General features: G+C 71.8%; 16 protein-coding genes. 14 read left to right on the top strand and 2 right to left on the bottom strand.

Annotated elements, in window-relative coordinates; all coding sequences use genetic code 11:
- Position 1 precedes the first annotated feature (1 nt).
- The gene (locus tag OOK31_RS23125) at positions 2–169 is read left to right on the top strand and encodes a hypothetical protein (RefSeq protein WP_267089214.1); all 168 of its coding nucleotides are present in this window, start codon (positions 2–4) and stop codon (positions 167–169) included.
- A 13-nt stretch (positions 170–182) separates the two neighbouring features.
- Here OOK31_RS23125 and OOK31_RS23120 read toward each other — a convergent pair whose 3' ends face one another.
- Complete coding sequence (locus tag OOK31_RS23120; RefSeq protein WP_267089213.1) at positions 183–1,382, bottom strand: RNA-guided endonuclease TnpB family protein; 1,200 nt, start codon at positions 1,380–1,382, stop codon at positions 183–185.
- Positions 1,383–1,545: 163 nt separating this feature from the next.
- Here OOK31_RS23120 and hisH point away from each other — a divergent pair, with 163 nt between their 5' ends.
- Genes hisH through hisF form a run of 4 tightly spaced genes read left to right on the top strand, consistent with a single transcriptional unit; the run spans position 1,546 to position 4,068 of the window.
- Positions 1,546–2,205 carry an imidazole glycerol phosphate synthase subunit HisH gene (gene hisH, locus OOK31_RS23115; RefSeq protein ID WP_267089212.1) on the top strand — a complete coding sequence of 220 codons (660 nt, stop codon included), beginning with the start codon at positions 1,546–1,548 and terminating at the stop codon, positions 2,203–2,205.
- On the top strand, positions 2,205–2,933 hold the full coding sequence (gene priA, locus OOK31_RS23110) for a bifunctional 1-(5-phosphoribosyl)-5-((5-phosphoribosylamino)methylideneamino)imidazole-4-carboxamide isomerase/phosphoribosylanthranilate isomerase PriA (protein ID WP_267089211.1): 729 nt from the start codon (positions 2,205–2,207) through the stop codon (positions 2,931–2,933). The genes hisH and priA overlap by 1 nt, the downstream gene beginning before the upstream one ends.
- Positions 2,930–3,316, top strand: a complete 387-nt coding sequence (locus OOK31_RS23105) for a RidA family protein (protein WP_267089210.1) — start codon at positions 2,930–2,932, stop codon at positions 3,314–3,316. The genes priA and OOK31_RS23105 overlap by 4 nt, the downstream gene beginning before the upstream one ends.
- Complete coding sequence (gene hisF, locus OOK31_RS23100; protein ID WP_267089209.1) at positions 3,313–4,068, top strand: imidazole glycerol phosphate synthase subunit HisF; 756 nt, start codon at positions 3,313–3,315, stop codon at positions 4,066–4,068. The genes OOK31_RS23105 and hisF overlap by 4 nt, the downstream gene beginning before the upstream one ends.
- Positions 4,069–4,440: 372 nt before the next feature.
- Here hisF and OOK31_RS23095 read toward each other — a convergent pair whose 3' ends face one another.
- Positions 4,441–5,073, bottom strand: coding sequence for a TIGR03085 family metal-binding protein (locus OOK31_RS23095; protein ID WP_267089208.1), 633 nt, complete (start codon positions 5,071–5,073; stop codon positions 4,441–4,443).
- Positions 5,074–5,157: 84 nt separating this feature from the next.
- Between OOK31_RS23095 and hisI the strand changes: the two genes are divergently transcribed.
- From hisI to trpA, 9 genes are all read left to right on the top strand, one after another.
- The gene (gene hisI, locus OOK31_RS23090) at positions 5,158–5,523 is read left to right on the top strand and encodes a phosphoribosyl-AMP cyclohydrolase (protein ID WP_267089207.1); all 366 of its coding nucleotides are present in this window, start codon (positions 5,158–5,160) and stop codon (positions 5,521–5,523) included.
- Positions 5,524–5,543: 20 nt separating this feature from the next.
- Positions 5,544–7,034, top strand: coding sequence for an anthranilate synthase component I (locus OOK31_RS23085; RefSeq protein ID WP_267089206.1), 1,491 nt, complete (start codon positions 5,544–5,546; stop codon positions 7,032–7,034).
- A 14-nt stretch (positions 7,035–7,048) separates the two neighbouring features.
- A complete protein-coding gene (locus tag OOK31_RS23080) occupies positions 7,049–7,687 on the top strand; it encodes a TIGR02234 family membrane protein (protein WP_267089205.1) in 639 nt (212 codons plus the stop codon).
- A gap of 105 nt (positions 7,688–7,792) precedes the next feature.
- Positions 7,793–8,044, top strand: coding sequence for an HGxxPAAW family protein (locus OOK31_RS23075; RefSeq protein WP_267089204.1), 252 nt, complete (start codon positions 7,793–7,795; stop codon positions 8,042–8,044).
- Between the two features lie 96 nt (positions 8,045–8,140).
- Positions 8,141–8,620 carry a DUF2752 domain-containing protein gene (locus tag OOK31_RS23070; RefSeq protein ID WP_267089203.1) on the top strand — a complete coding sequence of 160 codons (480 nt, stop codon included), beginning with the start codon at positions 8,141–8,143 and terminating at the stop codon, positions 8,618–8,620.
- A 183-nt stretch (positions 8,621–8,803) separates the two neighbouring features.
- Entirely contained in the window at positions 8,804–9,613 is an 810-nt protein-coding gene (gene trpC / locus OOK31_RS23065; RefSeq protein WP_267089202.1) for an indole-3-glycerol phosphate synthase TrpC, read from the top strand.
- A 7-nt stretch (positions 9,614–9,620) separates the two neighbouring features.
- Complete coding sequence (gene trpM, locus OOK31_RS23060) at positions 9,621–9,830, top strand: tryptophan biosynthesis modulator TrpM (protein ID WP_267089201.1); 210 nt, start codon at positions 9,621–9,623, stop codon at positions 9,828–9,830.
- A 209-nt stretch (positions 9,831–10,039) separates the two neighbouring features.
- Positions 10,040–11,296: a tryptophan synthase subunit beta gene (gene trpB, locus OOK31_RS23055; protein ID WP_267089200.1), complete on the top strand. Its 1,257-nt coding sequence runs from the start codon at positions 10,040–10,042 to the stop codon at positions 11,294–11,296.
- Complete coding sequence (trpA, locus tag OOK31_RS23050; protein WP_267089199.1) at positions 11,293–12,108, top strand: tryptophan synthase subunit alpha; 816 nt, start codon at positions 11,293–11,295, stop codon at positions 12,106–12,108. Before trpB ends, trpA begins: the two co-directional genes overlap by 4 nt.
- Positions 12,109–12,168: the final 60 nt, after the last annotated feature.

The raw sequence follows: 12,168 nt of genomic DNA, 5'->3' as shown, positions 1-12,168 counted from the left end.
CGTGAACGGCCTCAACACCATCCTGATCGTCCTCGGCCTGTTCCTCGCCGGAGGCGTCTACTCCTTCCAGAAGCAGAAGATGCCCAAGTCGGTCATCATCCTGCTCGCCCTCGGCTCCGCGATGTGCCTCGCCGCCGGAGTCCTGCGAATCCAAGGAATCTGGGATTGACCTCCTTCCCTCCCTAGCGGGAGGGAAGCCCCACCCTCACGGGTGGGGTTTCCTGCTTCACCACGGACTGCCCCGACCGAGAGGAGGACTCCCGATGAGGTCTTACACCCGTTCCACAGGCAGCAACCGCCAGCCCGGCGGCCAGAAGATTCACGGCGGCGTTCCCATCCCGGTCGTGGGTCGTCCCACAGTTCCCGCACGTCCACTCGCGGACGTGCAGTGGCATCGTGTCGGCCACGATCCCGCAGGCCGAGCACAGGCGTGTGCTGGGGAACCACCGATCGATGGTGATCAGCTCGCGTCCGTACCAGGCCGTCTTGTACTCCAGCATGGAGCGCAGCTCACGCCAGCCCGCATCGCAGATGGCCCGGGCGAGCGTGTGATTCCTGAGCAAGTTCTTGACGGTGAGGTCCTCGATCACGAGCGTTTGGTTTTCGCGCACGAGTCGAGTCGTGAGTTTTTGCAGGTGATCCCGGCGGCGGTCGGTGATCCGGGCGTGGATCCGGGCCACTCGGGTGCGGGCCTTGGCTCGGTTCCTGCTGCCCTTTTCCTTCCGGGCCAGCGCCCTTTGCGCACGCGCCAGCCGGTCGCGGTCCCTGCGCTCATGCCGGGGGTTGGGGATCTTCTCGCCGGTGGAGAGGGTGACCAGCACGGTCAGTCCGGCGTCGATGCCCACCGCGTTCGTGGTGGCGGGCATCGGGGCAGGGGTGTCCTCGCACAGAAGGGACACGAACCAGCGCCCGGCACTGTCCCGGGAGACCGTCACGGTGCTCGGTGTCGCCCCAGGCGGGAGGGAGCGCGACCACACGACATCCAACGACTCGGCCATCTTCGCGAGCGTCAGGTGGCCGTCGGCGTAGCGGAACGCGCTGCGCGTGTACTCGGCCGAGGCCCGGGACTTCCGCTTCGACTTGAAGCGGGGGTACTTCGCCCGCTTTCCCCAGAACCCCGCGAACGCACTCTGCAGATGCCGCAGTGCCTGCTGCAACGGCACCGAGGACACCTCAGCCAGATACGCCAGCTCCTCGGTCCGCTTCCACGCGGTGAGAAGCGCCGACGTCTGCCCGTACCCCATAGGCTCCTGGCGGGTCCAAGCATCCGCGCGGGCGGCCAGGGCCAGGTTGTAGACCTTCCGTACACACCCGAACGTCCGCGACAGCTCGGCTGCCTGCGCGTCGGTCGGATAGAAGCGGTACTTGAACGCCCGCTTCACCAGAGAAGAAGTTCCCACGCCCCGGACGCTAGGGTCGGTCACGATCCGAACACAAGTACAGGTCACGGCTTCACGCAACGGCACCGCGCCTGGGCGCGATCCCGAGCCGTGGACGCGTTCCCTACCCGGCTGAAGCCGGGAGTTTTCACGCAAGGAGGTTGGGATGAGCGCTTCTAGTCCCGCCAGACCGACCAAGAAGGTCGTGGTTTTCGACTACGGCTTCGGCAACGTCCGCTCCGCAGAGCGGGCCCTGGCTCGCGTCGGCGCAGACGTGGAGATCACCCGCGACTACGACAAGGCCATGGACGCCGACGGACTCCTCGTCCCCGGCGTCGGCGCCTTCTCCGCCTGCATGAAGGGCCTCAAGGAGGCCCGCGGCGACTGGATCATCGGCCGCAGGCTCTCCGGCGGCCGCCCCGTCATGGGCATCTGCGTCGGCATGCAGATCCTCTTCGAGCGCGGCATCGAACACGGCGTGGAGACCGAGGGCCTCGACGAATGGCCCGGCACCGTCGGCCCGCTCAAGGCCCCCGTCGTCCCCCACATGGGCTGGAACACGGTCGACGCCCCCGCCGACAGCCAGGCCTTCGCCGGCCTCGACGCCGACGCCCGCTTCTACTTCGTGCACTCCTACGCGGCGCACGAATGGAACCTGGAAGTCACCAACCCGGCCATCCGCGCCCCCCGCGTCACCTGGGCCACCCACGGCGAGCCCTTCGTCGCCGCCGTGGAGAACCGCGCCCTGTGGGCCACCCAGTTCCACCCCGAGAAGTCCGGTGACACCGGCGCCCAGCTGCTCACCAACTGGATCGAGACCCTCTGATGCCGAAGACACTCGAACTGCTCCCCGCCGTCGACGTCCGCGACGGCCAGGCCGTCCGCCTCGTCCACGGAGTCTCCGGCAGCGAGACCTCCTACGGCTCCCCGCTGGAGGCGGCCCTCGCCTGGCAGCGCTCCGGCGCCGAATGGCTGCACCTCGTCGACCTGGACGCCGCCTTCGGCACCGGCGACAACCGCGCCCTGGTCGCCGAGATCACCCGAGCCATGGACATCAAGGTCGAACTGTCCGGCGGCATCCGCGACGACGCCACGCTCGCCGCGGCCCTCGCCACCGGCTGCACCCGCGTCAACCTCGGCACCGCCGCCCTGGAGACCCCCGAGTGGGCCGCCAAGGCCATCGCCGAGCACGGCGACAAGATCGCCATCGGCCTCGACGTCACCGGCACCACCCTCAAGGGCCGCGGCTGGACCAGCGAGGGCGGCGACCTCTACGAGACCCTCGCCCGCCTGGACTCCGAGGGCTGCGCCCGGTACGTCGTCACCGACATCGGCAAGGACGGCACCCTCACCGGCCCCAACCTGGAGCTGCTGAAGAACGTCTGCGCCGCCACCGACCGGCCCGTCGTCGCCTCCGGCGGCATCTCCAGCCTCGACGACCTGCGCGCGCTCTCCGCGCTCGTACCGCAGGGCGTCGAAGGCGCGATCGTCGGCAAGGCCCTGTACGCCAAGGCCTTCACCCTGGAAGAAGCCCTGAAGGTGGTCTCCGCATGAGCAGCACTTCCGAGGTGCGCCGCATCTCCTCCGGAGGCGCCTACGAGGACGTCATCGGCTACTCCCGCGCCGTCCAGCTCCCGAACGGCCTCGTCCTGGTCTCCGGCTGCACCGCGGCCGACGCCAACGGCCCGTACGACCAGGCCATCGGTGCCTTCGGCGTCGCCTTCAAGGCCCTCGCCCAGGCCGGCCTCGGCCCCGAGCACGTGGTCCGCACCCGGATGTACCTCACCCACGCCCGGGACGTGGACGAGGTGGGCCGCGCCCACAAGGAACTCTTCGACGCGGTCCGCCCCGCCGCATCCATGATCATCGTCTCGGGCTTCGTCGACCCCAGCATGGTCGTCGAGGTCGAGGTCGAAGCGTACGGAGGTGCGGCATGAGCCTCGCCGTACGCGTGATCCCCTGCCTGGACGTGGACAACGGCCGGGTCGTCAAGGGCGTCAACTTCCAGAACCTGCGCGACGCCGGCGACCCGGTGGAGATGGCCAAGCTGTACGACGCCGAAGGCGCCGACGAGCTGACCTTCCTCGACATCACCGCCTCCTCCGGCAACCGCGAGACCACCTACGACGTGGTCCGGCGCACCGCCGAGCAGGTCTTCATCCCGCTGACCGTGGGCGGCGGCGTACGCACCGCCGACGACGTGGACAAGCTGCTGCGGGCCGGCGCGGACAAGGTGGGCGTCAACACGGCCGCCATCGCCCGCCCCGAACTGATCCAGGAGATCGCCGAGCGCTTCGGCCGTCAGGTCCTGGTCCTGTCGGTCGACGCGCGCCGCACCGCCGGCGGCTCCTTCGAGGTCACCACCCACGGCGGCCGCCAGGGCACCGGCATCGACGCCGTCGAATGGGCGCACCGGGCCGCCGAGCTGGGCGCCGGGGAGATCCTGCTGAACTCGATGGACGCCGACGGGACGAAGGACGGCTACGACACCGAGATGATCGCGGCCGTCCGCAAGCACGTCACCGTGCCGGTGATCGCTTCCGGCGGCGCCGGGCGGCTGGAGCACTTCGCGCCGGCCATTGCTGCGGGGGCGGATGCGGTTCTGGCCGCCTCGGTGTTCCACTTCGGCGACCTGCGCATCTCCGAGGTCAAAGCCACCCTTCGCGAAGCGGGCCACCCGGTCCGCTGACCCCTGCCCGGGCGGCCCCGGCCCCCGCCCGGGCGGTACCGGACGTGTCCCGCTGCGCGGGGCTGGTCCCCTACCCGCCCTTCCACCGTTCCCGCCTCAGAGCCGGCGCGGCTCAAACCCCTGGGGCTCCGCCCCAGACCCCGCGCCTCAAACGCCGGCGGGGCTGGATTCGACGTGAGGGGTCGGGGACGGGGTGGGGTGTCGTCCGGGATGTAAAACGTGATGTGTTGGCGCGCGGTACCGCCGCACCGACGGAGCTGCGGAACGGGCGCCATAAATCATGCCTATCCCGGACGGCACCCCACCCCGTCCCCGACCCCGGCCCGGGCAGACCCCGTCCCCGACCCCGCCCGGCCAGGGCAGCGGCAGCGGCTAGATGCCCAGGCGCGCGCCCGTCAGGCTGGTGATGGCTTCCTTCGAGCCGTCCAGTTCCACCGCGGCAGCGGCCTGGCGGCCGAAGCAGAACAGGGTCAGTTCGCCCGGTTCGCCCGTGACCGTCACCACCGGGGTGCCCTTGTGGGCGACCGCCGTGCGGCCGTCCGGGCGGCGCAGGACCAGGCCCACCGGCGAGCGGCGGCCCGTCAGCCGGGCCAGCTTCTCCAGCCGGGACCACAGCGCGTCCGAGAACACCCGGTCCAGCTCCCGCGGCGACCAGTCCGGCTGCGCCCTCCGCACGTCCTCCGCGTGGACGTAGAACTCCACCGCGTTCGCCGCCTCGTCGATCTGCTTCAGCGCGTACACCGACAGCTTCGGCGGCCCGGTCCTGATCAGCTGGACCAGTTCCTCGTACGGCTTGGCCGTGTACTCGGCCATCGCCGCGTCCAGCCGCCCCTTGAGCACGTTCAGCAGCAGACCGCCCGCCGCGTCCGGCCGCCGTTCCCGCACGACGACGTGCGCCGCCAGCTCCCGCGCGGTCCAGCCGTCGCACAGCGTCGGCGCCTCCGGCCCCACCGCTTCCAACAGGTCGGCCAGCAGCAGGCGTTCACGCTTCGCATGGGTAGACATGCCCGCAAGCGTACGGCCGGGCGGGCCCATCTGCCTGCCCATCAGGCGGACAGTGATCCGTACCCGCCCCCATCTCGCGGCACAATGGCACCCATGAGTACGTCCTCCCTCGATCCCGCCGTCGCCGCCCGCCTCAAGCGCTCCCCGGACGGCCTGGTTCCGGCCATCGCCCAGCAGTACGACACCGGTGAGGTGCTGATGCTCGGCTGGATGGACGACGAGGCCCTGCACCGCACCCTGACCACCGGCCGTTGCACGTACTGGTCGCGCAGCCGTCAGGAGTACTGGGTCAAGGGGGACACCTCCGGCCACTTCCAGCACGTGAAGTCCGTCGCGCTCGACTGCGACGCCGACACCGTGCTCGTCAAGGTCGACCAGGTCGGCGCCGCCTGCCACACGGGGGCCCGTACCTGCTTCGACGCCGATGTCCTGATCAGCGCAGCCGACTAGGTAGGTAGGGTTTCCGCCCCATGGATCTCGATACGTTCCGCAAGCTCGCGGTCGACCGCCGCGTCGTCCCCGTGAGCCGCAAGCTGCTCGCCGACGGGGACACCCCGGTCGGGCTGTACCGGAAGCTGGCCGCCGAGCGCCCCGGCACCTTCCTGCTGGAGTCCGCCGAGAACGGCCGGTCCTGGTCCCGCTACTCCTTCGTCGGCGTCCGCAGCGCCTCCACCCTGACCGTCCGCGACGGCCAGGCCCACTGGATCGGCACCCCGCCCGTCGGCGTCCCCACCGACGGCGACCCCCTCGAAGCCCTCCGCGCCACCGTCGAGGCCCTGCACACCCCCCGCGACCTCGCGGGCGGCATGCCCCCCTTCACCGGCGGCATGGTCGGCTACCTCGGCTACGACATCGTGCGCCGCCTGGAGCGCATCGGCGAGCACACCACCGACGACCTCCAGCTGCCCGAGCTGACCATGCTGCTCACCTCCGACCTGGCCGTCATGGACCACTGGGACGGCACGGTCCAGCTCATCGCCAACGCGATCAACCACAACGACCTCGACACGGGCGTGGACGAGGCGTACGCGGACGCGGTGGCCCGGCTCGACGCCATGGAGGCCGACCTCGCCCAGCCCGCCCCCTACGCGCCCGTCCCGCTGCCGGAGTCCGCGCTGCCCCCCTTCGACGCGCTGTGGGGCGGGGAGAAGTACCAGGTGGCCGTCGAGGACATCAAGGAGCGCATCCGGGCCGGCGAGGCCTTCCAGGTGGTGCCCTCGCAGCGGTTCGAGACCCCCTGCCAGGCCTCCGCGCTGGACGTCTACCGGGTCCTGCGGGCCACGAACCCGTCGCCGTACATGTACCTCTTCCGCTTCGAGAACGGCTTCGACGTGGTCGGGTCCAGCCCCGAGGCGCTGGTCAAGGTCGAGGACGGGCGGGCCATGGTCCACCCGATCGCCGGCACCCGCCACCGCGGCGCGACCCCGCAGGAGGACAACGACCTCGCCGAGGAGCTGCTCGCCGACCCCAAGGAACGCGCCGAGCACCTGATGCTCGTCGACCTGGGCCGCAACGACCTGGGCCGGGTCTGCGAGCCGGGCTCCGTCGAGGTCGTCGACTTCATGAGCATCGAGCGCTACTCGCACGTCATGCACATCGTCTCCACCGTCACCGGGCGCGTCGCCGAGGGCAAGACGGCCTTCGACGTGCTCACGGCCTGCTTCCCGGCCGGCACCCTCTCCGGTGCGCCCAAGCCGCGCGCCATGCAGATCATCGAGGAGCTGGAGCCCTCCCGCCGAGGCCTCTACGGCGGCTGCGTCGGCTACCTCGACTTCGCGGGGGACTCCGACACGGCCATCGCCATCCGCACCGCGCTGCTGCGCGACGGGACGGCGTACGTGCAGGCCGGCGCCGGGGTCGTCGCCGACTCGGTGCCCGAGCTGGAGGACCAGGAGTGCCGCAACAAGGCGGCCGCCGTGCTCCGCGCGGTGGGAGCGGCGAACCGCCTCCACCTCGGCTGAGGGCGTAGGGGATAGTGGGGTACGTGAGTGCCGTACCCCACCCCCGAAACGAAGCCGAGGCCGCCGAGAGCGGCGGCGGCCGGCGCAGCGTGGCCGTCGCCCTGCTGCTCGGCGCGCTCGGTGCCACCGTCGTCCTGCTGGCCTCCGGCCGGGTCTGGGCGCGGGGCAGCGCCGCCGTCGGCGGCGGCTCGCTCCCGCTGACCGCCGACGGCCGGGCCGTCACGGGCCTGCCCGCCGCCCTGGCGATCGTGGGACTCGCGGCCCTGGTCGCGGTGTTCGCCGTACGCGGCCGCAGCCGGCTGCTGGTGTCCGGGCTGCTGGCGCTGAGCGGTCTGGGCGCGGCCCTGGCCGCGGTGGCCGCCGCCGACGACCGCCGGGCGCTGGACGAGCGGGCCGCCACGGCGACCGCCGACACCGCCGCCCGGGTGGTCGAGCTCAGCCATACGGCGTGGCCGTACGTCACGGCCTCGGGCGCCGTGCTCATCCTGCTCGCCGGGCTGCTGGCGCTGCGCTTCGGCCGGAGCTGGCCCGCCATGGGCGGCCGCTACGAACGGGACGGCAGCCCCCGTACCCGCAGGCCCGCGGCGGTGGACCCGGACCGGCCGGAGGACCTGTGGAAGGCTCTGGACCGGGGCGAGGACCCCACCCGCTGAGGGCGGGCGAACACCCCACCCACTGCACGATCCCGCCGCCCGGTGCGGGACAATGAGACCGAGCGTGCGACACAGCACGCGCGACAGAGCAACGAGGAGCAACTCATGGCGGGCACGAGCCACGGACACACCCCGGCCGCCTGGACCGGTGTCGTCATCGCCTTCATCGGTTTCTGCGTCTCCGGTGCCTTCATGGTGCTGGCGAACCCGATCGGGTTCTGGGCCGGCCTCGTCGTGGTCGTGCTCGGCGGTGTCGTCGGCATGGCGATGCGGGCCGCGGGCATGGGCGCGCCGAAGGCCACCCACCGTGACCTCGCCGAGGTCATCGCCGCCAACCGGGTTCCCGCCAAGGTCTGAGCGCGGTTCCCGTGGTCCCGCCGTGCGCGGGACGCGGTTCGAAAGGCGCGGCCCCGTCGGGCTGCGCCTTTTGTCATGACCGGAGAGAATCAGCGGGTGGAAGCCTCTCGCACTCCTCCCGCTCCGGCGGCTCCCGCCGCCGGACCCCGGCAGCCGCCGCCCGCCCCGGCGCCGGTCTCCCGGGCCCGGCGGGCGGCCGCTCCGGCGCTCACCCTGGCCGGGGTGGTGGCCGCCTTCGCGTACGTGGGCGCCGTGGACCCCAACGAGCCGGGGCACTACCCGGTCTGCCCGATGCTGCGGCTGACCGGGATCCTGTGCCCGGGCTGCGGGGGACTGCGCAGCGCGCACGCCTTCGCCCAGGGGGACCTGGTGACGGCGCTGGGGGCCAATGCGGCCGCGGTCGCCGGCTACGTCGTCCTCGCCGGGTTCCTGGCGCTGTGGCTGGTGCGGGCCTTCCGCGGCGGGCCGGTGCCCAGGATCGTCCTGAGGCCGGTCTACTGGTGGGGCATCGGCGGGCTGGCGCTTATTTTCGCGATTGTCCGGAATCTCCCCTTCGGCTCCGCTCTCGCCCCATGAGGCCTGGTGGGGATCCATACCGGGCCTACGGGAGGGACATATTCCGACTGTCCAGTCAATGGGAAACCGCGAACTCCGTGCGGAGGCCGCGGCGACCTGCGGATACCATTTGAGTGCTGACCTTGCAGCGGTACCTGTCCGCAAGGCAGCCGACCGTCATCAACCCGGAAGGGGGCCGCTCGCGTGAGTGTGCTCGACGAGATCATCGAAGGGGTCCGCGAAGACCTTGCCGAACGGCAGGCCCGCGTCAGCCTCGACGAGCTCAAGGAGCGTGCCGCCAAGGCGCCCCAGGCCAAGGACGGTGTCGCCGCCCTGCGTGGCGACAGCGTCAAGGTGATCTGCGAGGTCAAGCGCTCCAGCCCCTCCAAGGGCGCGCTTGCCGCGATCGCCGACCCGGCCGGGCTCGCCGCCGACTACGAGGCCGGCGGTGCGGCGGTCATCTCCGTCCTCACCGAGCAGCGTCGTTTCGGCGGCTCGCTGGCCGACCTGGAGGCCGTCCGCGCCCGCGTGGACATCCCGATCCTGCGCAAGGACTTCATCGTCACGGCGTACCAGCTGTGGGAGGCCCGCGCCTACGGCGCCGACCTCGCGCTGCTGATCGTCGCGGCCCTGGAGCAGGAGGCCCTCGTCTCCCTCATCGAGCGGGCCGAGTCCATCGGCCTCACCCCGCTCGTCGAGGTCCACGACGAGGAGGAGATCGAGCGTGCCGTCGCCGCCGGCGCCAAGATCATCGGCGTCAACGCGCGCAACCTGAAGGACCTCAAGGTCGACCGCTCCACCTTCGAGCGGATCGTCGGAGAGATCCCGCCCCACATCGTGAAGGTCGCCGAGTCCGGCATCCGCGGACCCCACGACCTGATCGCCTACGCCAACGAGGGCGCCGACGCCGTCCTCGTCGGGGAATCCCTGGTCACCGGACGCGACCCGAAGGCGGCCGTGGCCGACCTCGTCGCCGCCGGCGCCCACCCCGCCCTGCGCCACGGCCGGAGCTGACACTCCCATGCCTCCTTCCCGCCCCTCCGTCCGCACCCGCTCGGGCCACGGCCCGTCCGGCGTGCCGACGGCGCACGCGCCCCTGGCGCGCGGCTGCCGCCCCCGCGGCTGCCGCGCCCCGGCCCGGCGCGTGCACGGGCGGCGGGTGCGCTACGTGATCGGCTCCGAGCCCGGTCAGGTCAACGGCATGCGATGGCGCGGCGGAGCCGCGCTGTAACGACGGCTGCCCCGGCCCGGTACGCGAGACGTACCGGGCGGGCGGTCGCGTACGGCCACGCGCCCCGGGCCCCAGGCTCCCGGCGCGGGCCGGTCCGTCCGTACGGCACCCCACCCCTCAGCGGGGTGCGCCCGCAGCGGACCGACGGCGCAATACGGTGCACCCGCCCCCCGTCGTCATCGCATTCCGCACCCGTAGGAGTAGTGGCCATGTCCACCAGCTCGTTCTTCATTCCGGACCCGGAGGGTCACGTCCCCAACGCCGAGGGCTACTTCGGTGACTTCGGCGGCAAGTTCATCCCCGAGGCGCTCGTCGCCGCCGTGGACGAAGTCGCCGTCGAGTACGAGAAGGCCAAGGGGGACCCGGCCTTCGCCGCCGAGCTCAACGAGCTCATGGTCAACTACACCGGCCGCCCCAGCGCCCTCACCGAGGTGCCCCGCTTCGCCGAGCACGCGGGCGGCGCCCGGATCTTCCTCAAGCGCGAGGACCTCAACCACACCGGCTCACACAAGATCAACAACGTGCTGGGCCAGGCGCTGCTCACCAAGCGCATGGGCAAGACCCGCGTCATCGCCGAGACCGGCGCCGGCCAGCACGGCGTGGCCACCGCCACCGCCTGCGCGCTCTTCGGCCTCGACTGCACCGTCTACATGGGCGAGATCGACACCCAGCGCCAGGCCCTCAACGTCGCCCGCATGCGCATGCTGGGCGCCGAGGTCATCGCCGTGAAGTCCGGCTCCCGGACCCTCAAGGACGCCATCAACGAGGCCTTCCGCGACTGGGTCGCCAACGTCGAGGAGACCCACTACCTCTTCGGCACCGTCGCCGGCCCCCACCCCTTCCCGGCCATGGTCCGCGACTTCCACCGAGTCATCGGCGTCGAGGCCCGCCGCCAGATCCTGGAGCGCGCCGGACGCCTGCCCGACGCCGTCGCGGCCTGCGTCGGCGGCGGCTCCAACGCCATCGGCCTCTTCCACGCCTTCATCCCCGACGCCGACGTCCGCCTCGTCGGCTTCGAGCCCGCCGGACACGGCGTGGAGACCGGCGAGCACGCCGCCACCCTCACCGCCGGCGAGCCCGGCATCCTGCACGGCTCCCGCAGCTACGTCCTCCAGGACGAGGAGGGCCAGATCACCGAGCCCTACTCGATCTCCGCCGGTCTGGACTACCCGGGCATCGGCCCCGAGCACTCCTACCTCAAGGACACCGGCCGCGGCGAGTACCGCGCCGTCACCGACGACGCCGCCATGCAGGCCCTGCGCCTGCTCTCGCGCACCGAGGGCATCATCCCGGCCATCGAGTCCGCGCACGCCCTCGCCGGCGCCATCGACCTCGGCAAGGAACTGGGCAAGGACGGCCTGCTCGTCGTCAACCTGTCCGGCCGCGGCGACAAGGACATGGACACGGCCGCACGCTACTTCGGCCTCTACGACGGAACCGACCAGACCGAGGGGGAGAACAAGTGAGCACGGGGAACCTGGAACTGCTGAGCACCACCCTCGCCAAGGCGAAGTCCGAGGACCGCGCGGCCCTCGTCGCCTACCTCCCGGCCGGCTTCCCGACCGTCGACGGCGCCATCGACGCCGTCAAGGCCGTCATCGCCGGCGGCGCGGACGTCGTCGAGATCGGCCTCCCGCACAGCGACCCGGTCCTGGACGGCGCGATCATCCAGACCGCCGACGACATCGCCCTGCGCGGCGGCGTGAAGATCGCCGACGTGCTGCGCACCGTCCGCGAGGCCTTCGAGGCCACCGGGGTCCCGATCCTGGTCATGACGTACTGGAACCCCATCGACCGCTACGGCGTCGAGCGGTTCACCGCCGAGCTGGCCGCCGCCGGCGGCGCGGGCTGCATCCTGCCCGACCTGCCGGTCCAGGAGTCCGCGCTGTGGCGCGAGCACGCGGCCAAGCACGGTCTCGCGACCGTCTTCGTCGTGGCCCCCAGCAGCCAGGACGCCCGCCTGGCGACCATCACCGCCGCCGGTTCCGGCTTCGTCTACGCCGCCTCCCTCATGGGCGTCACCGGCACCCGCGAGTCCGTCGGCAACGAGGCCGAGGAACTGGTCCGCCGCACCCGTACCACCACCGACCTGCCGGTCTGCGTGGGTCTGGGCGTCTCCAACGCCGTCCAGGCCAAGCAGGTCGCGCGCTTCGCCGACGGGGTGATCGTCGGCTCGGCCTTCGTGAAGCTGCTGCTGGACGCGCCGGACCTGCCCGCCGGGCTGGAAGCCGTGCGCGCGCTGGCGGGCGAGCTTGCGGAAGGCGTACGCAGGTCCTGACGCCGGACGGGCCCGGGACGGGGTTCTGTAGCCCGATCGGGTGGAAGTGGGAGCGGGGAG

It is taken from the genome of Streptomyces sp. NBC_00249, from assembly GCF_026342355.1.
Classification (GTDB): Bacteria; Actinomycetota; Actinomycetes; order Streptomycetales; family Streptomycetaceae; genus Streptomyces.
This window is presented reverse-complemented; position numbering and strand designations above follow the sequence as displayed.

Coding starts and splice junctions, on each gene's coding strand:
- hisH (WP_267089212.1), top strand. CDS start 1,546: ATGAGCGCTTCTAGTCCCGCCAGACCGACCAAGAAGGTCGTGGTTTTC.
- priA (WP_267089211.1), top strand. CDS start 2,205: ATGCCGAAGACACTCGAACTGCTCCCCGCCGTCGACGTCCGCGACGGC.
- OOK31_RS23105 (WP_267089210.1), top strand. CDS start 2,930: ATGAGCAGCACTTCCGAGGTGCGCCGCATCTCCTCCGGAGGCGCCTAC.
- hisF (WP_267089209.1), top strand. CDS start 3,313: ATGAGCCTCGCCGTACGCGTGATCCCCTGCCTGGACGTGGACAACGGC.
- OOK31_RS23095 (WP_267089208.1), bottom strand. CDS start 5,073: ATGTCTACCCATGCGAAGCGTGAACGCCTGCTGCTGGCCGACCTGTTG.
- hisI (WP_267089207.1), top strand. CDS start 5,158: ATGGCACCCATGAGTACGTCCTCCCTCGATCCCGCCGTCGCCGCCCGC.
- OOK31_RS23085 (WP_267089206.1), top strand. CDS start 5,544: ATGGATCTCGATACGTTCCGCAAGCTCGCGGTCGACCGCCGCGTCGTC.
- OOK31_RS23075 (WP_267089204.1), top strand. CDS start 7,793: ATGGCGGGCACGAGCCACGGACACACCCCGGCCGCCTGGACCGGTGTC.
- trpM (WP_267089201.1), top strand. CDS start 9,621: ATGCCTCCTTCCCGCCCCTCCGTCCGCACCCGCTCGGGCCACGGCCCG.
- trpB (WP_267089200.1), top strand. CDS start 10,040: ATGTCCACCAGCTCGTTCTTCATTCCGGACCCGGAGGGTCACGTCCCC.